The 18,969-nt window shown below is 62.6% G+C and carries 22 protein-coding genes and 1 tRNA gene; 10 read left to right on the top strand and 13 right to left on the bottom strand.

The genetic code is table 11. The features are described 5' to 3' along the window. Positions 1–45 precede the first annotated feature (45 nt). Complete coding sequence (locus tag GB927_RS30750; RefSeq protein WP_256121043.1) at positions 46–603, top strand: NADPH-dependent FMN reductase; 558 nt, start codon at positions 46–48, stop codon at positions 601–603. A 55-nt stretch (positions 604–658) separates the two neighbouring features. Here the strand turns inward: GB927_RS30750 and GB927_RS30745 are convergent, their stop codons facing one another. Both GB927_RS30745 and GB927_RS30740 read right to left on the bottom strand, forming a co-directional pair. After that, the gene (locus tag GB927_RS30745; protein ID WP_256121042.1) at positions 659–2,215 is read right to left on the bottom strand and encodes a VOC family protein; all 1,557 of its coding nucleotides are present in this window, start codon (positions 2,213–2,215) and stop codon (positions 659–661) included. Positions 2,216–2,373: 158 nt separating this feature from the next. Continuing rightward, the gene (locus GB927_RS30740) at positions 2,374–2,592 is read right to left on the bottom strand and encodes a hypothetical protein (protein ID WP_256121041.1); all 219 of its coding nucleotides are present in this window, start codon (positions 2,590–2,592) and stop codon (positions 2,374–2,376) included. 655 nt (positions 2,593–3,247) lie between these two features. On the opposite strand from GB927_RS30740, the gene GB927_RS30735 reads away from it, so the two are divergent. Further along, a complete protein-coding gene (locus GB927_RS30735) occupies positions 3,248–4,675 on the top strand; it encodes an efflux transporter outer membrane subunit (RefSeq protein WP_256121040.1) in 1,428 nt (475 codons plus the stop codon). Positions 4,676–4,678: 3 nt separating this feature from the next. Here GB927_RS30735 and GB927_RS30730 read toward each other — a convergent pair whose 3' ends face one another. Then, a complete protein-coding gene (locus GB927_RS30730; RefSeq protein WP_256121039.1) occupies positions 4,679–5,353 on the bottom strand; it encodes a GntR family transcriptional regulator in 675 nt (224 codons plus the stop codon). A 119-nt stretch (positions 5,354–5,472) separates the two neighbouring features. On the opposite strand from GB927_RS30730, the gene GB927_RS30725 reads away from it, so the two are divergent. Further along, positions 5,473–6,312 (top strand): fumarylacetoacetate hydrolase family protein, encoded by an 840-nt coding sequence (locus tag GB927_RS30725; protein WP_256121038.1) that lies wholly within the window; start codon positions 5,473–5,475, stop codon positions 6,310–6,312. 60 nt (positions 6,313–6,372) lie between these two features. Here GB927_RS30725 and GB927_RS30720 read toward each other — a convergent pair whose 3' ends face one another. Both GB927_RS30720 and GB927_RS30715 read right to left on the bottom strand, forming a co-directional pair. Beyond that, a complete protein-coding gene (locus GB927_RS30720; RefSeq protein ID WP_256121037.1) occupies positions 6,373–6,534 on the bottom strand; it encodes a hypothetical protein in 162 nt (53 codons plus the stop codon). A gap of 110 nt (positions 6,535–6,644) precedes the next feature. Beyond that, positions 6,645–7,286 (bottom strand): thermonuclease family protein, encoded by a 642-nt coding sequence (locus GB927_RS30715; RefSeq protein ID WP_256121036.1) that lies wholly within the window; start codon positions 7,284–7,286, stop codon positions 6,645–6,647. Positions 7,287–7,700: 414 nt separating this feature from the next. On the opposite strand from GB927_RS30715, the gene GB927_RS30710 reads away from it, so the two are divergent. After that, on the top strand, positions 7,701–8,393 hold the full coding sequence (locus tag GB927_RS30710) for a hypothetical protein (RefSeq protein ID WP_256121035.1): 693 nt from the start codon (positions 7,701–7,703) through the stop codon (positions 8,391–8,393). Positions 8,394–9,061: 668 nt separating this feature from the next. On the opposite strand, the gene GB927_RS30705 is transcribed toward GB927_RS30710, so the two are convergent. The 4 genes from GB927_RS30705 to GB927_RS30690 form a co-directional block, all read right to left on the bottom strand. Further along, a complete protein-coding gene (locus GB927_RS30705; protein ID WP_256121034.1) occupies positions 9,062–9,310 on the bottom strand; it encodes a hypothetical protein in 249 nt (82 codons plus the stop codon). 172 nt (positions 9,311–9,482) lie between these two features. Next, positions 9,483–9,559: transfer RNA gene (locus GB927_RS30700), tRNA-Met, on the bottom strand. Between the two features lie 133 nt (positions 9,560–9,692). Continuing rightward, positions 9,693–10,889 (bottom strand): tRNA 2-thiouridine(34) synthase MnmA, encoded by a 1,197-nt coding sequence (gene mnmA / locus GB927_RS30695; protein WP_256121033.1) that lies wholly within the window; start codon positions 10,887–10,889, stop codon positions 9,693–9,695. A gap of 237 nt (positions 10,890–11,126) precedes the next feature. Then, positions 11,127–11,876, bottom strand: a complete 750-nt coding sequence (locus GB927_RS30690) for a helix-turn-helix transcriptional regulator (protein ID WP_256121032.1) — start codon at positions 11,874–11,876, stop codon at positions 11,127–11,129. A gap of 438 nt (positions 11,877–12,314) precedes the next feature. Between GB927_RS30690 and sciP the strand changes: the two genes are divergently transcribed. Then, positions 12,315–12,590, top strand: coding sequence for a CtrA inhibitor SciP (sciP, locus tag GB927_RS30685; RefSeq protein WP_023515011.1), 276 nt, complete (start codon positions 12,315–12,317; stop codon positions 12,588–12,590). 66 nt (positions 12,591–12,656) lie between these two features. On the opposite strand, the gene GB927_RS30680 is transcribed toward sciP, so the two are convergent. Then, complete coding sequence (locus GB927_RS30680) at positions 12,657–13,106, bottom strand: paraquat-inducible protein A (protein WP_256121031.1); 450 nt, start codon at positions 13,104–13,106, stop codon at positions 12,657–12,659. Between the two features lie 143 nt (positions 13,107–13,249). Here GB927_RS30680 and GB927_RS30675 point away from each other — a divergent pair, with 143 nt between their 5' ends. Next, entirely contained in the window at positions 13,250–13,531 is a 282-nt protein-coding gene (locus GB927_RS30675; RefSeq protein ID WP_256121030.1) for a GNAT family N-acetyltransferase, read from the top strand. Positions 13,532–13,609: 78 nt separating this feature from the next. Here the strand turns inward: GB927_RS30675 and GB927_RS30670 are convergent, their stop codons facing one another. Then, the gene (locus GB927_RS30670; protein ID WP_256121029.1) at positions 13,610–13,960 is read right to left on the bottom strand and encodes a flagellar export protein FliJ; all 351 of its coding nucleotides are present in this window, start codon (positions 13,958–13,960) and stop codon (positions 13,610–13,612) included. Positions 13,961–14,487: 527 nt separating this feature from the next. Between GB927_RS30670 and ctrA the strand changes: the two genes are divergently transcribed. Next, a complete protein-coding gene (gene ctrA, locus GB927_RS30665; protein WP_024270822.1) occupies positions 14,488–15,186 on the top strand; it encodes a response regulator transcription factor CtrA in 699 nt (232 codons plus the stop codon). 148 nt (positions 15,187–15,334) lie between these two features. On the opposite strand, the gene GB927_RS30660 is transcribed toward ctrA, so the two are convergent. Together GB927_RS30660 and chpT are read right to left on the bottom strand one after the other, a co-directional pair. Then, positions 15,335–15,697, bottom strand: a complete 363-nt coding sequence (locus GB927_RS30660) for a response regulator (RefSeq protein WP_256121028.1) — start codon at positions 15,695–15,697, stop codon at positions 15,335–15,337. A gap of 118 nt (positions 15,698–15,815) precedes the next feature. Continuing rightward, positions 15,816–16,469, bottom strand: a complete 654-nt coding sequence (chpT, locus tag GB927_RS30655; protein ID WP_256121027.1) for a histidine phosphotransferase ChpT — start codon at positions 16,467–16,469, stop codon at positions 15,816–15,818. A 217-nt stretch (positions 16,470–16,686) separates the two neighbouring features. Between chpT and GB927_RS30650 the strand changes: the two genes are divergently transcribed. The 3 genes from GB927_RS30650 to GB927_RS30640 all read left to right on the top strand — a co-directional run bounded on the left by GB927_RS30650 (position 16,687) and on the right by GB927_RS30640 (position 18,870). Further along, positions 16,687–17,268: a DUF1134 domain-containing protein gene (locus GB927_RS30650; protein WP_256121026.1), complete on the top strand. Its 582-nt coding sequence runs from the start codon at positions 16,687–16,689 to the stop codon at positions 17,266–17,268. A 170-nt stretch (positions 17,269–17,438) separates the two neighbouring features. Next, on the top strand, positions 17,439–18,587 hold the full coding sequence (locus tag GB927_RS30645; protein WP_256121025.1) for a hypothetical protein: 1,149 nt from the start codon (positions 17,439–17,441) through the stop codon (positions 18,585–18,587). 19 nt (positions 18,588–18,606) lie between these two features. Further along, complete coding sequence (locus GB927_RS30640) at positions 18,607–18,870, top strand: hypothetical protein (protein ID WP_256121024.1); 264 nt, start codon at positions 18,607–18,609, stop codon at positions 18,868–18,870. Positions 18,871–18,969: the final 99 nt, after the last annotated feature.

Here is an 18,969-nt window from a genome sequence, read left to right as displayed (position 1 = left end):
GGTCCGCCGGGGTTTTTTATGCCTGCTATCAAGAGGAGAAGTCGGATGACGAAACTGGTGGCCATCTCGGGAAGCCTGCGCAAGGGCTCCCTCAACACGGCGCTGCTGCGCGCGGCGCTGACCATGGCGCCCGACGGCGTGGACATCGTCGAAGGCTCGATCCACGGCATTCCGCTCTATGACGGCGACGTCGAGGCGGCCGAGGGCATCCCCGAGGCGGTGGCGCGGCTGAAGGACCAGGTCGCGGCGGCCGATGGTGTGCTGCTCTTCACCCCGGAATACAACAACGGCATTCCCGGCGTCTTCAAGAACGCCATCGACTGGATGAGCCGCCCCTCCGCCGATATCGGCCGCGTCTTCGGCGGAAAACCCTTTGCCATTACCGGCGCCTCGCCCGGCAATTTCGGCACGCTTCTCTCGCAGGAAGCCTGGCTGCCGGTGATGCGCACGCTCGGCACCGTGCCGTGGTTCGGCGCCAAGCTGATGGTGTCGCGCGCCGGAACGGTCATTCAGGACGGTAAAATCGCCGACGAGGCGACGGAAAAGAAGCTCCGCGATTTCGTCGCCGGCTTTTCGGCCTTCGTCGCGGATTACAAGCGATAGACGGAGCAGCACGAATCAGAAGGGTGCGCCGGTTTCCCGGCGCGCCCTTTTTTCGTCAACCGATGATCCGCTCCTTGTAGGCCTTGGCCAGTTCCGCATCGGCCGCGCCGATATCGTGGCCGGCGGCGAGCAGAGTGTTTTCGACCGAGGCACCGGCCGCTTTCAGACGCGCTTCGAGTTCGGTGGCATGGGCGCCGTAGGGGTCCGATTCACCGGTGAGCATCAGCACATTCGTGCCCGAAAGGTCGATCTCGGGCCGGCTTTCCAGCACGTTCATGCCCCGCAGCAGCACGGCGTTGCGGATGACGCCCGGATAGAGCTGCATGACTGCGCCGATCATGTTCGCCCCGTTCGAATAACCGACGAACAGCGTTTTCGCCGGATCGAGCCCGTAAGCCGCATTCGCCTCCTCCATGAAGGCGGCGAAGGCTTCCGCTTCACCGGCAATGTCCTTCTGGTCGAAGGTGAGAGCGGTCAGCCGGCGGAAGAACCGCGGAACGCCCTCATCGAAACTGCGCCCGCGCGGGCTGAGCAATGCCGCACGCGGCGCCAGCCTTGCGCCGAAGGGCAGCAGGCTCGTCTCGTTGCCGCCGGTGCCGTGCAGCAGCACGATGGTGGTGCCGTCCGGATCGTCCGGGCGGTGCAGCCGGTGCACGAACGGCAGGTCGCGCTCGCGCATGCGCTCTTCCCCCGGCAGCGAAAACTGCGGAAGCCGCGCCCGGACATCATCCGGATCGGTCCGGAAATGCCGGGGCACGAACAGCGCGCTGCCAAGCGTCTCCAACGGCTCGTCCACGGTCATGCCGGGGCCGTCCGTCGCATATTCGATGAGCGAACCGCCGGGCTCGCGAACATAGAGCGAGTAGAAATATTTCCGGTCGTGCATGTTGGTATCGCCCACGTCTTCCGCGGCAAGCCGGGCGGCGACCGCTTCCACGGCGGCCAAATCCGGCGCCCTCAGCGCGATATGATCGATCGTGCCGGTGCCGGGCGCCGAGGTCCAGAAGCCGCTGGCATTGCGAATGTCGAGCACGTCGCCCACCTCCCCCGCAAGCCGGGTGATGCCGCTCGCCTCGGCGACCGTGCGAAAACCGAAATGCCCGGCGATGAAGGCCGCCGTCTCCGCCGGCTTTTCCGACAGGATCGTCGCACCGCGGATGCGCTGAACGGCGTCCGCGGCCACAATGTCCTTCGTGATGTGCGGCGCCGGCCCTTCGACATCCGCCTCGCCGACGAGCTTCACGATGATGCCGTCCGGATCCTTCAGCCGCAGCACGGGTTCGCCGAATTCCTGCGACGGCCCGGTGAGCGCGATATTGTAGGTCAGCGCGCGCGTCAGCCAGAAGCCGATCGCGTCCGGGCGGATGGACAGCGCAATCTCCGACGGCTGGCCGAGCCCGACGCGGCCGGGGGAGCCATCCTCCCAGGCAAGGAAGGTGACCAACGAGCCGGGGCTCGCGACCGCATCGCCGTAAATCAGGTGGAGCTGGTCGGCATCCTCGTAACCCGCCGTCCGCTTGACGAGCCGGAGGCCGAGGAAACCCACGTAGAAATCGACATTCGCCTGGATTTTCCGGGTGATCGCCGTGATGTGATGGATGCCGCTTGTCATGGAGCACCTCCTTTCGGGAGGCACACAAGCAGGATTTGGCAGCGCGCGCCAGCGGATGGCCGGTGAATGGACTGTCTACAAAACAAGACCGGCCCCGCTGTCGAGCGAGGCCGGCCGATGATCGGCGCGAATGGCGCCAGATCGTTCAGAATCCGGGTTCAGGCGGCCACAATATTGGCCGGGGACCGCGCCCGCGCCGAGGCGGACGGATCACTGAGGAGACGGCGGATCGCCACGCGCACTTCGTCTGCCGACGAGAAGCGCTGGGAATCCAGATCCCACACGGAATATTTGACCGCGACGAACTTCAGTCGATCCTCATCGGGAACGACAACGCCGACGGCCTCACCACCGATTTCGATAACCTGCTTTTGCATAACAACTCCTGCCGTACCCGAGGGCACAGCCAATTCTCATTTGCGCTTAATTCGAAGAGGGAAACCAACTCACATTCGGCGGAGGGCCGTATGCGCTTTCCCTGTAATCGTTTCACGACAGGAGTACGCCACACGCACGGAGGCGATGCAGTTGATATTGTACATGACACACTCCCTCTTGTTGGCGCTGGAACCTTGAAATGAAGGCTCCAGAGTGTGGACCGGGGGAAACGCATGCGGTCCTCATGCGATGCTCAAACACATAATCAGCTCTCCCTTCTTTGTCAATGGAATCGGCATAATTTTGGAAAAAATTACTGCCGAATTTGTGTGACAATTCGAATCGCAAAATAATGTTCGCGCTTGCAGCATTTTTCAGGAAAATATGTCGCGAAGACGGATATTCCGGGGAAATGCCGTGGCGCAACCTGGCGGGGCGTTCAAAATCGGAATCTTCCGCTAAACGAGCAAAGGTGCGACGCTGGAGCAATTGCCCCAGTTGCACGGCGGACACACCCCTTCAGGGAAGCGGGGAAAAAACGTTGTGGGACCATTCTTTTTTGGACGGGGGCTCGATCTTCCGTCCAAACATGAATAAAGAGTGAATCTCGATTTTGTTCAGTTAATATGCCGCGACGGCCGACAAGGTATGACCATGAATTTCACCAGGACGCTTTTTCCTCTGAGCATGCTCCTCCTGTCGGGCTGCGTCGTAGGCCCCGATTATCAGAAGCCCGACACCGCGCTGCCGGCGAAGTTTTCCGAAAGCAAGGCAACGACCGGCGAGAGCGTTTCGCTCAATCCGTGGTGGGAATCGTTCCGCGACCGGCGCCTCAATGATCTCGTGCACCAGGGTCTCGGCGAAAACCTCACCGTGCTCCAGGCGCTCGAGCGCATCACGGCGGCCGAGGCCAATGTCATCGTCGCCGGCGCTGGCGCGCTGCCGAGCATCGGCGCTTCGGCCGACGCGAATGCCAGCGGCCAGGACGGCAACTACCTGCGCCGCACCTCGGGCCGCGATTCCTCGTCTTCGAAGCAGCTCAACGCCGGCTTGAGCGCCTCATGGCTGCTCGACTTCTTCGGCCAGTACCGCCGCTCGAAGGAAGCCGCGAATGCCTCGCTCGACGCTGCCTATGACGATGTCAGCGTTGCCCGCCTCGCCTATCTCTCGGATCTCGTGTCGAGCTATGTCAATGCGCGCTACTTCCAGGAAGCGCTGGCGCTTAACCGCAAGAACCTGGTATCGCGCCGCGAAACGCTGAAGCTCACCAACGAGATCAAGGAAGCGGGCGCCGCTTCCAGCCTCGACGTGCTGCAGGCCGAAGGCCTCGTCAACCAGACGCTCGCCGACCTGCCGGCGCTCGAAACCGGCTTCCACCAGGCGGCCAACCACATCGCGACGCTGCTCGGCGTGCCGGCCAGCACGATCACGTCCAGCCTGATCAAGGGCTCGGCCCAGCCGATGCCGCGTTATGCGACGCGCACCGGCGTGCCGGCCGATCTCATCCGCAACCGTCCGGACATCCGCGCGGCCGAGCGCCGTCTCCAGGCGGCGACAGCCAGCATCGGCGTCGCGGAAGCCGATCTCTACCCGAGCATCGAGCTCGGCGGCTCGATCGGCGCAACGCGCAACTTCACCAATGCGGCAACCGGCAACCTGACGAGCTGGTCCTTCGGCCCGACGCTGAGCCTGCCGATCTTCAATGGCGGCGCGCTGAAGGCGCAGGTCAAGATCGCCCGCTCTGAAGCCGAGCAGCAGTACCTGACCTGGAAGTCGACGGTGCTGCAGGCGGTCGAGGAAGTGGAAAACGCCCAGACGGCGCTGATCCGCGACGGCCAGACGGTCGCAGCCCTGCGCAAGGTCGTCAGCACCTTCGAGCAGACCCTGAACCTTGCGCGCGAAAGCTATCGCGGCGGCGCAAGCACCATCCTCGACGTGCTCGATGCCGAACGCAACGTCGCCGACGCCCGTCTGGCGCTCGCTTCGGCAATTCGCCAGCTTGCCCGCGACTACGTGGCCCTCAACGTGGCGATCGGCGGCGGTGCCGAGATCGGCGCGCCGACGGCTGTCGCCAGCAAGTAAGCGTCAAGCCTTGAAAAAACCCTCGAGCGCTGCGGCCGTCCGGCCGTAGTGCTCGCGGAGTGCCGCTACCGCCCCCTCTGCATCGCGCGCCAGCGCGAGCTCCATCAGCCGGCGGTGTTCGCCCGTCACGTCCCGCGCGCCGCCGGTGAGGCTGACCGACAGGCGCCGGTAACGATCCGCGCGTGAAAACAGCTTCTCACAGATTTCCAGCAGGATCGGCGAACCACAGGCCGCAATCAGCGCCGCGTGAAACGTCGCATGCCGCGCTTCCCAATCCTCCCGCATGACCGACGGAATATCGTCTCGCGCCTGCGGAATGCGTGCCATGAGGTGATGCGCGGCGACGAGGCCCGCTTCCCAATCCCCATCCCCCTTCGTCACCGACAGCCGCAGCGCCTCGCCCTCGCAAAGCTGCCGCGCGGCGGTGATGTCGCGCAACTCCGCGAGCGAGAGGCTGGCGACACTATAGCCGCGGTGATCGTCCAGCACGGTGAACCCTTCCGCCGTCAGCCGCGCCAGCGCCTCGCGCACCGGCGTGACGCTCATGCCGCACAGTGCCTGAAGGTCGGCGAAGCGCAGCCGGTCGCCCGGCTTTACCGCGCCCGTGCGGATCGATTGGCGGATCGCCTCATAGGCATCGCCCGCGAGCGTGCGCCCGCCCGGCTTCTTCTGGTCCATCGCCCCTCACCCAACTTATAAAATCACACGGATTTTCGAAAATCGTTGACTCGATGTAAGACCGGATGGAAGGTGCGCGCAACCGAAATCGGTGAAACGGACAGTTTACGGAGAACCTCATGAAGCTGGTGCGCTTTGGCGCGGCGGGCGCGGAAAAGCCCGGAATGATCGATGCAGACGGCAAGGTCCGCGACCTCTCCGGCGTGGTGGCGGATATTGCCGGCGACGTGCTCGGCCGCGAGGGCCTGAAGCGCCTCGCCGCGATCGATCCGAAGAGCCTGCCGCTCGCCCCGGAAGACAGCCGCTTCGGCGCCTGCGTCGGCCGCGTCGGCAATTTCATCGCCGTCGGCCTCAACTATGCCGACCACGCGGCGGAAAGCGGCATGGCCGTGCCGAGCGAACCGGTGCTGTTCAACAAGGCCCCCTCCTGCATCGTCGGCCCGGACGACACGATCCTCATTCCGCGCGGCTCCGAAAAGACCGACTGGGAAGTGGAACTTGCGGTCGTCATCGGCGAACGCGCGTCCTACGTCTCGGAAGCCGACGCGCTGAATTATGTGGCAGGCTATTGCGTGTGCAACGACGTCTCCGAGCGCGCCTACCAGATCGAGCGCGGCGGCCAGTGGACCAAGGGCAAGGGCTGCCCGACCTTCGGCCCGATCGGTCCCTGGCTCGTGACGACGGACGAGGTGGAAACCGGCGACCTCGCCATGACGCTCAGCGTCAACGGCGAACTGGTGCAGAACGGCTCCTCCAGCACCATGGTCTTCAAGGTGCCCTTCCTCGTTCACTACATTTCGCAGTTCATGGTGCTCGAGCCCGGCGATGTCATCACCACCGGCACGCCGCCCGGCGTCGGCATGGGCATGAAGCCGCCGCGTTACCTGAAGCCCGGCGACCGCATGGAAGTCTCCATCGCCGGCCTCGGCACGCAGCGCCAGGTCGTGGCCGCCGGCTGATTCGCCTCGCGACCCTAAAAAAGGGAGAGGGGCCTCAAGGGCCCCTCTTCGTCTTGGCGATCAGTGGAAAGTCGCAGGCGACGCTTCGTCGTCGAGAATGCGGAAGGCCTCGTCCAGCGCGGCCACCAATATGTCCGTCAGTTCGTCCGCATCGTTTTCGAGGAGGAAGAGCGCGACCGTTGCATTGTCCGGATCGCTATAGCGCTCGAGGTCTTTCGACATATCATTGTCCCTTTCCAGCCGGCACCATCCCGGTTAACGGAAAGCATAGGACCGCAGGCTTGCGCATGGCTTGTGCCGGAAAGGCACAGGTTGTGCAAGCGTCAAAGCCATCAACCGCACCAGGATTGATGACGCCCCGTCCACGGTTTCGCGAGGCCCTCGCGCACCATCCGGTTACCGATCGACTGCCCGCCGCGCAACACCAGATGCGGCGCCGCCTTCGTCTTTCCCTCCGCGCCGCTTTTGGCCGAAACCAGCGTCACGTCGCCCTCGTTCAGGATTTCCCGCAGCCGCAGCTTGGCATCGCCGCCGCGCGAACGCTCCGCATCGCAGCGCGCCTCGGCGATCGCCGGCGCATCGATATCGGCCAGCCGCACCTTGCGACCGGCATAGAGGATCGTGCTGCCGTCGAGCACGCAATAATCGGTCTGCGTCGTGCAGATGAACCATTTTCCCGAAAAAGCCGGCAGCTTTTCTGCCGCAGGCAACGCCTGCTCCACCTCTTCGGCCGGCCGCTGCTTCGGCCGCGGCAAAACGGCCTCCCGCTCGACCGTCTTGGCCTTGCGCTCGATGGAGGCCGTGCGGATCCCGGTCGCCGCCGTTTCCGGCCCCGGCACCCAATTGTCCATATAGACAATCCCGCCCACGACGGCCGCGCCCAGCACATACCAATGCGCCATGCCGCCCCGCCGCGCCGCCGTAGAACGCTTCGCCCCCGATGTCTTCTTCCGCCTGGTCGTCTTCTTCACCATCGCCTGTCTCCTGCGCGAGACAGTGCTACGATCTCTTGAAGATATGGTTACCGGGATGTGGATGCGGCGGGCGAAGAGGCCGACGATCCCTCGGCGGGCGCAGGCGGTTTGCCGTGCTTGATCCCGTCGCTCTTGCGTGCACCCTGCCAAGCATGACATCAAAATCCTGTGCCTCCTGTGGGTGCGGATTTCTCGTTTGTGGGCACTGGGTATAAGTGCGATGAGATTCTTTTATTCCTCGCCCCGTCGGTGGCTGGCCGTTGGACTACTCCTTGCCGTCATGCTGGCGATCGGGCTGACGGCCGGTCTTCCATGAGCCTCGCCCAAGGAGCCATCGTTCCCCATCCGTGGTGGGTGCATTTCCGGACGCGTCGGATATGATCCGGACTCTGACGACAAAAGAGTCTGGATAACATGTTGCGCAACCTCGATTTCAGCTCCTGGTACAACCTTCTGGCAACGCTGATCGGGCTTGCCCTGTTCACCCTGATCAGCATCGGCATCCGCCTGATCATGATGTTCACGATCCAGCAGCGCCGGGAGCGCACGAACCGCCAGATCAACGAACGCCTGAAAACCCTCATCGCCGCCTACAAGACCTTGGGCGGTTCCTTCACCGGCAATCTCGCCGTCGATCCCACGCATCTTCGCGATCTGCGACGACGCGCAGAACCATCCGCCGAGCCGGCAGATGAAGACGCGGACGGCATCGTCGCGAGCTCCGAGCGTCGCAGGCGCATACGCGACGACGTCGAGGCCGCACTTTCCGATATCATGCTGCTGGGTACGGAGGCGCAGGTCCGCCTGGCGGAGAAAGCGGCCCGGGAGCTCATCGCGGGCCGTCCCGTCCACACCCACGAACTCGTCGTCTCCCTCCGCGCCTTCATCCGGGAAGCGCTCGATCTCGACCCCGTTCCATCCGACCTGGCAATCCCGATGCAAGGCCCGACCCGCCCGGCAAGCAGCGGCGGCCGCACCAAGGGTGAGCGCGGAAAAGAGGGCTCACGGGGTGGAGGTGGAGGTGGCGGCGGTGGCGGCATGGGAATGGGCGGCGGCCTAGGCCCTGCCGGCGGAGGCGAAGATCCCACACCGGCGGACCGGAACTGACAGCGAGATTTGAGAAGGTGACGTCTTAGGCGGCGGCGGTGGTAATGACGAACTGTCTGGCGACATGGGTGGCGACACGCTATCCGGCGGTCCGAGAATGGATATCCTGGACGGCGGCCTGGGCAGCGATGTACTCTCAGTTGGGCTCGGCATAGACACGTTCATCTTCGAGAAGAGTAGCCTCCTACCTCAAATTGGCAAACGCGCGGCATCTCCCAATCCCGCGACGGAAGGTCGTGACTCGCGCGTGACATCCGGCGCCGAACACTACCGGTCTGGCACAACCGCCCTTCCCGATACGTAGATCAAATCAACAAGCCGGGTATATGCTTACCCCTAATTGGGGAAGCGACCATGCAGGATGTTATCATCAGAGCCTATACGAATGGAGGCGTCCGTGAACTATTGGCTCTCATCCCTGTCCCTGACGACGGCTGCGCTACCGATAGCCAACTGATTGCCTTGGCGATGATAGCGCTTCGAGAGCAGGGACGGTTTGCAGATACCGAGATCGAGACCTTCCAGTATCGGCTGGACCGCCCAAGGGCATCAACGCTCCAGTCCCCATTCCCGCGACGCCTCCAGGCGCTGTAGCCGAACGGTTCCGCGGCCGGAAGCGACTGTGGGCGGAACACTCGACCAACGGCAAGGCGGCCCTGACGAAGCGATCAATTGATGAGGGTCGGCTGCGAATACGCTCGTTCCGTCACGGGGCAACCTTCCTGGATCTTGGTCCAGGACGAGACGTTGAGCTTCATCTCACAGCGCGCGAGGTAAGAGCCTCCATCAACCTTCAGACAGGAGGTCTGGCCAAGCTCGAACATGACACCACGATTTCGGCATTTGCAATTGTGGGCATCCGCCAAGGTGGGGATCGCGGCAATTGCCAAACCAACGACGAGCACTCCAACACGCATGGCTGATGCTCCCAATGATATGCCCGCAGATTACACCTGTCCGACAGCATCGTCAAAGCGAGCAACCGATTAGCCGAGCGGCATCGTCGGCGGTGAGGCTGTAACCTACGAAATCAAAATCAAGGGATTATATGGCCAGCTTAATCGACACAGAACTACCAGTGGTTCCGGCTGGTAGCGGAGGAGGGATTCGAACCCCCGACACAAGGATTATGATTCCTCTGCTCTAACCTACTGAGCTACTCCGCCGACCGAAGGGACGATGGAAACGAGGTCCGTTTTCCGTCCGGTGGGCGGCTTATAAGGTGCTGTTCCTGCGGGTGTCAAGCGACGTTCGCACAAAAATCGCTTTGTCCGCAAAGGCCTTGGCGGGCGTGGCTTTTCAGGCGGCCACGGGGGTGGAGAGAATGCGCTTGAGGGCGTCTTCAGCTGCCGTTTCGCGTTCCGAGCGCTGGATGAAGCCACCGCCGTAGATGCGGGCGTCCTCGCCTTCGCCGGAATAGAGCGCGCAGGCCTGGCCGGGCGCGACGCCGGCTTCGCCTTCCGCAAGCTCGACATAGATGCCGCCGGGGCCGGACTTCAGGCGCGCGGGGCGCGGCGGGCGCGTCGAGCGCACCTTGGCGTAACAATCGAAACCGGCCGCGGCGACGGTTTCGAGATTGCCGTCGCCGAGCCAGTTGATGTCGCGCAGATAGAGGCGGCGCGTTTCCAGCGCTTCCTTCGGGCCGACGATGACGCGGCGCGAACGGGCGTCGAGATACACGACATAGAGCGGCTCGCCGGTGGCAATGCCGATGCCGCGGCGCTGGCCGATCGTATAATGCAGGATACCGTCATGCTGGCCGAGCACGCGGCCGTCGATATGCACGATGTCGCCAGCGAGCGCTGCGTTCGGCTTCAGCTTGTTGACGATATCGGTGTACTTGCCCTGCGGCACGAAACAGATGTCCTGGCTGTCCGCCTTCTTGGCGACGACGAGGCCCATCTCTTCCGCAAGCGCCCGGGTTTCGGCCTTCGAGAGATGGCCGAGCGGGAAGCGCAGGTAGTCGATCTGTTCCTGGGTGGTCGCGAACAGGAAATAGCTCTGGTCGCGCTCGGCATCGACCGGGCGATAGAGCGCGCGGCGCTCCGGCGCTGCGGCGGTTGGGTTCGGGCGCGAGCGGATGTAATGGCCGGTCGCCAGCGCATCCGCGCCGAGCTCCTTGGCGGTGGCCAGGAGATCGGCGAACTTGACGGTCTGGTTGCAGGCGACGCAGGGGATCGGCGTTTCGCCGGCGATGTAACTTTCGGCAAAGGGGTTGATCACCGTCTCGCGAAAACGCTTTTCATAATCCAGCACATAATGCGGAATGCCGATCGTTTCGCAGACGCGGCGTGCATCGTCGATGTCCTGGCCGGCACAGCAGGAGCCGGCACGGTGCACGGCGGCGCCATGATCGTAGAGCTGCAGGGTGATGCCGAGGACGTCATAGCCCTCGCGTTTCAGGATTCCGGCCACCACGGAACTGTCGACGCCGCCCGACATGGCGACGACGACACGCGTATCTTCTGGCTTCCGGTCGAAATCGAGACTGTTCACGCGAGGTCCGTTCCGATGTTGCGGCCGCCGCCTTCGGGGCTTGCCGCAGACACCTTTGACTGAAACGCCGGAAACCGGCCGTTGCGGCGTCCCGTCACTGTCGGAACGCCTCTGGGGCGACATATAGAAACTTGCCGCCCCGAGGGCAAGAGAAGGCCGGAAACCTCGTCTTTCCGGCCGCACGCGGGATCGCCCCTCCCGGTCCGCAGAGAGGGGCTGTCGCGCGCGAACGAAAAGTCAGATGAGGCGCAGGCGGAGCGCGATCGCAATCGCCTGCATGCGGTTGACGGCCTGGAGCTTGCGGGTGGCGCTCTTGAAATAGCTGCTCACCGTATAGACCGAGATGCCGAGGATGATGGCGATCTCGTCGCTGCTCTTGCCGGCCGCCGCCCAGCGCAGGCACTCGACCTCGCGGCTCGACAGCTTTTCCCGCCCCGCCGTCGCCGCGACAAAGGTCTTTTCCAGGCATTCAAACAGCTGGAGGGCGGCGAAATGCAGCTCCGTCAGCTCCGGCCGGGCAAGCGGCGTGCGCGTGCCGGAAAAGACCATCAGATAGGGATCGGAGGTCGTGGAATGCATGAGCAGCGCCGTGGAGCCGGAAAGGCCGTAGCTTTCGGCGAGCGTGATCGCCTCGCCGGCCTGGCCGCTTTCCCAGTCCGATGGTGCCAGAAGCGAGCTGTCGCCCTGGACCGGCAGCTTCGTCATGCCGGTCTCGATCGCCAGACGGCTGACGTGAAACAGATTCATCGCATCATATTTGCGCACGAGATCGGCCGGCCAGTTGCTGACGAGCAGGCGCTCGGCAAAGCGCTGCTGGCCATTGGCCGGAAAACGCGACACCAGGAAATGGCTGAAGCGAAAATGGTTGGCGCACTGGCGCATGAGGTGCAGCACCTCATATTCGGTCTGCACGGATTCAATATTGGCCGTCGACAGGAATTCGGGCGACCAACCCTGCTGCAGGAGCATGTTGTCTGGATCTCTCATTTTCCGTTTCCAACAGCCGGCGCGGACGCGCGCCGGGCTCGTGTGCATTCTCGGTCCGGAAAATTACAGGAGCACCATCGCGTACAGACACGACGAAAAACGCCGCGTCAGCCATGTCCCAAAGGGAAACAGCTCGCGGATAGAATTCATTTGGATGCATCCTGGGGGCTTCCGGTGACATCAACGATGCCGCCCCCAAATTTTGGGGCTTATTAGCAGTATTTGAATAAAAGAGAAACGTTTTATTTGCATGGCTCCCATGCAGGCTCTGCGCGAGCGCGCATAGACAAACGTAACGGAAACCAGCGCTTACAGAGCCCCGCACGATCGGCGAAGCCGCTCAAATGATTAGAAAATTGTTAGCATGCGTTTAGGCAAATCTTAAATGTGGCAAGCTACAGTCCGGGGATATGGTCTTGAGTTTATGTAGAGAGTCCAATGACCGATCTGATACGACCACGCGTTAAATACGTCATCGGCCCCGATGGCAGCCCTCTGACAATTGCCGATCTGCCGCCGGCTAATACGCGGCGCTGGGTGATTCGCCGGAAGGCAGAAGTCGTCGCCGCGGTACGCGGCGGGCTCTTGAGCCTCGAAGAAGCCTGTGAACGTTATACGCTGACGGTCGAAGAATTCCTCTCCTGGCAGTCCTCCATCAACGACCATGGCCTTGCCGGCCTGCGCACCACGCGCATCCAGCAATACCGCCACTAGCGTCCCATTTTTGATCAAGACCCCTACGGCTGCGCCTTGCGCAGCCGTAGTTCTTTTTATCAATATTCAGCGCGGTTGCAGCTTCATCTGCAGGAGCCCGGTCATGATGGCCGAGGCGGCGTAGAACCACAGGCCGGGCTGGGTGAAGGCCGAGGCCATGCCGCTCGTCTTCGCCGCGACGATGACCAGCGCCACCAGCATCACATCCATCATCGACCATTTGCCGAGCAGCGGAAGCAGCCGGGCGATCCAGTTCGCCTTGCCGTCAGCCGGCGTCGGCGCGGTCGCCTCCAGCGCTATGGCGAAGAGCTTGATGACCGGGAAGACGATGGAAAACAGGCCGACCAGCACGGCCAGCGCGCCGCTGCCCTGCACCCAGAGCGAGACGACGATATCGATCAGCGAGGGCGTCTCGTTGAAGAAATACAGTTTTTCGAAGCGCACGAGCGGCAGGACGAGACCGAAGGCCAGGAACAGCGCGGAGAGCACGAGAAGAGCGGGTACGGCGAGAATCATGGGCACACGTCGAAGGTTTCGATGCGTCCTGCATAGCATTCGCGAGGCGCCGACGCAGCACACTCCGTTCACATCCGGATGGCTTGCCGTATCAGCCGGGACAGGAAAGGATGGCACCAACGCAACCGCAAGCGAGGACCATCATGGATATCAAGGACGAAGAAACCGGCTCGAAGGGCCGCTATTCCACCATCGTCGAGGGGCATGAGGCGGAGGTGACATACTCCCGCACCTCGCCGAAGCTCGTCATCGTCGATCATACCGGCGTGCCGGATGCGTTGCGCGGCAAGGGGGTCGGCCAGGCGCTGGCCGCCCATGCGGTGGAGGCGGCGCGGGCGGGCGGCTGGAAGATCATGCCGCTCTGCCCCTTCTTCCGGGCGCAGGCGATGCGCCACAAGGACTGGCAGGACGTGGTCAATCTCTAAACGGAAATTGACGCAACGCGAAGAACCCTCGTGAGCGGTCTTCCGGCCGCTCGCGAAGGTCCTTCGAATTGAAACGGATCAGGCGCGAAGCCGAACCGCGTTGTCGCGCTCTTCCAGCGCCGAAGCCTTGGCGAACTCCGCCTCCGCCTCTTCCAGTGCCAGTTCCGCCGCATCCTGCTGCACCTTCAGTTCCCGGATGGAGACCTGAAGATTGTCGGAGCGCTGACGCGCTGCCTTGGCGAAGGTGGGATAAGCGAAGTGGTTGGGATCGGTGATCCCGGACTTCTTTTCCTCGATGGCGATCTGGGTTTCCAGTTCCTTCGACATCCGTTCGAATTCGGACATCATCAACTGAAGCTGGGCCAGCTGCCGTCTCTTGTCTTTCACCTGAAATTCCTTCAGGCGAACTAGGCTCTCACGCGACTTCATACGCAATACTCCCGTGGATAGCGAGACCCCGGCATTGGAGCGAATGGCAGCCTGATTCTCTCGGCAACCACGCGCTCCGCATTCCAAATCAGCCCCCGAAGCGCGGTGTTTTCCACACGCCGGAAGCCGTCTTGCGCCCGAAACCCGGCAAAACGCACCGGGCCCCGAAAAAAATTCAGCGATATTAATAAAACCCTACCGCTGGTAACCTTTCGTTTACGGGCATCGTTAATCATAGGTGTGAGGATTTAAGGCTCAGTAAATGCGGTTCGCAAAAAAGAGGTGGGGCGCATTGATGAGTCGAAAGAGTCGGTTAGCTGTGTTTCTTGAAGAAACATATTAAGAGACACAATTCTGATTCATCCATAAAATCAGGAGCCTGCCTAAAATAATTAACAGATCGATGCATCTTGCCAAAGTGAATCAGGATTTGTTAACCATTTCGTGGCAGCCTCCAAATCAGGCAACGACTGGATCCGTATCGCGTAGGGGGCCAGAAACCTTGAGCGGCGGAAAAGGGGACAGATATGCGGGTTCTACTCATTGAGGACGACAGCGCGACGGCGCAGAGCATCGAATTGATGCTGAAGTCCGAAAGTTTTAATGTGTATACCACCGACCTCGGCGAGGAAGGTGTCGATCTGGGCAAGTTGTACGATTACGACATCATCCTGCTCGATCTGAACCTCCCCGACATGTCGGGTTACGAGGTTCTGCGCACGCTTCGCCTGTCCAAGGTCAAGACGCCGATCCTCATCCTCTCCGGCATGGCCGGCATCGAGGACAAGGTGCGCGGCCTCGGCTTCGGTGCCGACGACTACATGACCAAGCCCTTCCACAAGGACGAGCTCGTCGCCCGCATTCACGCCATCGTGCGGCGTTCCAAGGGCCATGCCCAGTCGGTCATCTCGACGGGCGAGCTCATCGTCAACCTCGACGCCAAGACGGTCGAGGTCGGTGGCCAGCGTGTCCACCTGACGGGCAAGGAATACCAGATGCTGGAGCTGCTTTCGCTCCGCAAGGGCACCACGCTCACCAAGGAAATGTTCCTGAACCACCTTTATGGCGGCATGGACGAGCCGGAACTGAAGATCATCGACGTCTTCATCTGCAAGCTGCGCAAGAAGCTTGCGAACGCCGCCGGCGGCGCGAACTATATCGAGACGGTCTGGGGCCGCGGCTACGTGCTGCGCGAGCCCGATGGCGACTTCGCCGAAAGCGCCTGATACCACCCTCCCCGCTCCAGAATTCCGACCCGCCGCTTCGCCGGCGGGTTTTTTCGTTGTGCGACAGAGAGAGTAAGCCCGGAACGAAAAACGCGGCCGGCTCTTCACGAGCGGCCGCGTTCATGTCGTCAGATTAAGGTCTATCGTTTCAGGCGGCGATCGAAAGATTGCCGAAGACCTGGGTCAGGATCTTGCGGTCGAACGGCTTCAGCAGGAAGTCGTCGGCACCGGCGCGCTTGCCCATCATCATCTTCTTGAGGTCCGCCTCGACCACGCAATAGTAGATGCGCACCGACTTGCCCTGCGGCAGGTTGCGGATATTGCCGATCAGCTCGATCGCACCGTCCATCGTCGCATCGACGATGATGATGTTCGGCAGCTCCGCCTCACAACGCACCAGCGCCTCGAGCGAGCTCGACGCTTCCAGCACGAGGAAATTGAAACCGGAGAGAATACGCTTGCCGACCTTACGGACGACGTCGGAACCATCGGCGATCATCAACCGCTGCATTAGCTGCTCCTAGGGTCTCCCGCTCTTGAGCTGCGGGAAGATTACAGGTTGCAACTGTACCGGCGGCTGGCAAACAAAGCGTTAGCGGCCATGGTTAACAAACCCTGGCCGCATTGTTTTACGCCTCGGCGGCGACCACGCGGGCGGAGAAGACGATCTCTTCGGGCGAAGCCGCCACGTCGAGCTGCATGCCCGCCTCGTCCGCCAGCAGCACCGTGTAATAGGGCTGGATGGAATGGGCATCGACCGACTCTTCCGGCGTGCCGGAGAGGATCTCCATGAATTTCGGCGGCACGCGCAGCATGCGGCCCTTGGCGGTGAGCTTGAAGACCGCGTCGGTCTCCGGGTTCTCCAGCGTCACGTCGATCGAGCCGCCACGCGGGATGGCGCCATAGGCGACGAGGAACAGGTTGAGCAGCAGCTTGACCCGGTTCTTCGCGACGATGGCGCGCGGCCCCGTCCAGGTGATTTCGGTCTTCTTCTCGGCGACGGCGAAATCGCGCGCCGCCTTTTCCGCCTCGCCCGTATCGATGGAGGCGCCGACCGAGCCGGAGGCGCCAAAAGCGAGCCGTGCGAACTTCAGCCGGACGGAGGCATTCAGCGCGCTGGTGCGGATGAGGTCCATCGCCTCCGAATCAGCGCCGCCCTCGTCGAGCAGTTCCAGCCCGTTGTTGATCGCGCCGACGGGCGAGATGACGTCATGGCAGACGCGGCTGCAAAGAAGCGCTGCCAGGTCGGGACCGGTCAGCGTAAGGTTCGGATTTTTCGCCATAAATTTCTCCCAGGTCCACGTATTCTTGCAACGCGGCGGCCTCACAGGGCACTGTCGCGGGCATCCTGCGCGACGCATAACACGCCGGAATTGCGCGAGGCGTACCCGAATTGAAGACAGCCATAATGACACCACATTTGGTAAACCGATTGTTAAGACGATCGGATCAAATTGCTGCATGGAACGGGGCCGAGACATGAAGGAAGGCGAACGGGACATGCGTGTTTCAAAACTGGTCACGACGGCGTTCAGGATCGTCACAACGGCGCTGCTGGCGCTCTTCTGGATTTTGCCGGCTCAGGCACAGCAGAGCAGCGGCCAATATTCCATGCAGGAAATCGTCGATGCCGGCCACGGCTTCTTCGGCTCCACCTCGGGTGGCCTTGCCAAGGTGGTCGAACGCGCTTTCGAATCCCACGGCCTGCCCAACGGCTACATTCTCGGCCAGGAAGGGTCCGGCGCCTTCGTCGCGGGCCTGACCTATGGCGAGGGCACGCTGAACACCAAGAATGCCGGCCAGCATTCGGTGTTCTGGCAAGGCCCGTCGCTCGGCCTCGACTGGGGCGGCCAGGGCAGCCGCACCATGATGCTCGTCTACAATCTGCCCGACGTCAATGCGCTCTATGAGCGCTACGGCGGCGTTTCCGGCTCGGCCTATGTCATTGCCGGCGTCGGCATGCAGGTCAATGTCAACCGCGACGTCGTGCTCGTGCCGATCCGCACCGGCGTCGGCGCCCGCATCGGCATCAATGCCGGCTACCTGAAGCTCACCCGCGAGCCGACCTGGAATCCCTTCTGATCGCCCACCCGGTCGCCCCTTGGTCGCCCTCTGGTCGAATGAACGGCGGCCCTCGCCCGTCAGGTTAACCGAGAGTTGATTTCGCCGGGCATCCCCCTGTGAAAGTTCGGGCGAGCCGCTATAGTGCGCTTGCTTGAACCGTTTTGGGCCGTTTTGGAACGAGTGGACCTGTGATCGAGTATGCCCTTCTCTTCGCGCTCGGCTTTCTCGCCGCCACGCTGACCGGTCTGCTCGTCGCGCCGGCCATCCAGAAGCGCGTCGTCAAGTTCACCGAAGAGCGCATGCGCGCCACGATGCCGCTCAGCCCGCAGGAAGTGCGGGCGCAGAAGGACATGGCCCGCGCCGCCTATGCCGCGGAAAACGCCCGCCTGTCCCAGAGCGTGCGCCGCGAGCGCGAAAAACACACGCTGGAAATGGTGCGCAACGAGAAACTGCTGTCGCAGGCTGCCGCGATCGGCACGGAAAACGCCGAGCTGCACGCCCAGATCGCCGACATGAACATCGAGGCCGGCGACATGCGCTCGGCGCTGCGCCGCGAGGAAATGAAGACCGAGCAGCTGAAGACGGCGCTTTCGACTGCCGACCGCGAAATCCGCGGCAAGGAAGCCGACATCGAGAGCCTTCACGGCCGCATCGATCATCTCGAGGCGGACCTCGACAATATGAAGATCGACCTCGCCACCCGCGACACGGCGATGGAGAACCTGAAGAGCCGCATCGGCAATCTCAAGGACGAGCGCGACAAGCTGCGCGAGGACATCAAGACGGCGAGCCAGGCGGCAAAATCGCTGGAAATTCGCCTGTCGCGCGAAGAGGGCCGCGTGCGCCAGCTCGAAACGCGGCTGACGCGCGAGCTCGCCGGCAGCGCCGACAAGGACAATGCAATCGAACGGCGCATCGCGGAAATCAACCGCCTGCGCGACAAGGTGAAGACGTTGACAGCGGAAAACAAGGATACGGTGAAAGCGATGCGGTCCACCGGGCTCGCCCGCACCATCGCGACAAGCCGCATTTCCGCCCGCCGCACCGAAAAGCTGGTGCCGCCGCCGATCGATATCGGCGCGCTGGAAGAGGACGTGCGCAATCAGGGCACCGCACTTTCGGAACGGCTGCTCGCCGCGAAAACCGGTGACAACGACGCCGCGCTGCGCGAAGAAATGGCCGATCTCGCCAGCAAGATGATCGTGCTGACGGCCGCGCGCGAGGGTGCCGGCTCGCCGGTGCACGACCTCATCGCCACGATCGACCCGGCGCTTGATGGCGACGAGCGCAGCCTCGCCCAGCGCGTGCGCGAACAGATCAGCGGCGACGAAGCTTGATTCGTCCCCGGAGGGCGGCATGAAGGCAGCAATCCTGGCATTGGTGATCGGCATTTCCGGCGCGACCGCCCCCTCGCCCAAGCAGGCGATGAGCATCGACGGGCGCTATTGCGGCCGGCTGTGGAGCAATGGCGACTTGGTCGAGGCGATCACCGTGCTGTCGCTGACAGGCGACGGCCGGCTCACCGGCACCTATGAATTCGCCGACGGCGACGGCCGCAGCACGGGCACGCTGACGGAAGACCCGCCTGGCAAGGGGAGTGTTTACATTGAACGCTTTTGAGATTCTGCTATGGGGGTGATTTGCGTGGAGGCAGGTGATGGATTGCCCGGGCTGTGGTGGTGTCGATCTGATCAAGCGCGGCAGCAAGGCCGGCCATCA

The sequence above is a fragment of the Shinella lacus genome, assembly GCF_010994755.1.
Classification (GTDB): Bacteria; Pseudomonadota; Alphaproteobacteria; order Rhizobiales; family Rhizobiaceae; genus Shinella; species Shinella lacus.
This window is presented reverse-complemented; position numbering and strand designations above follow the sequence as displayed.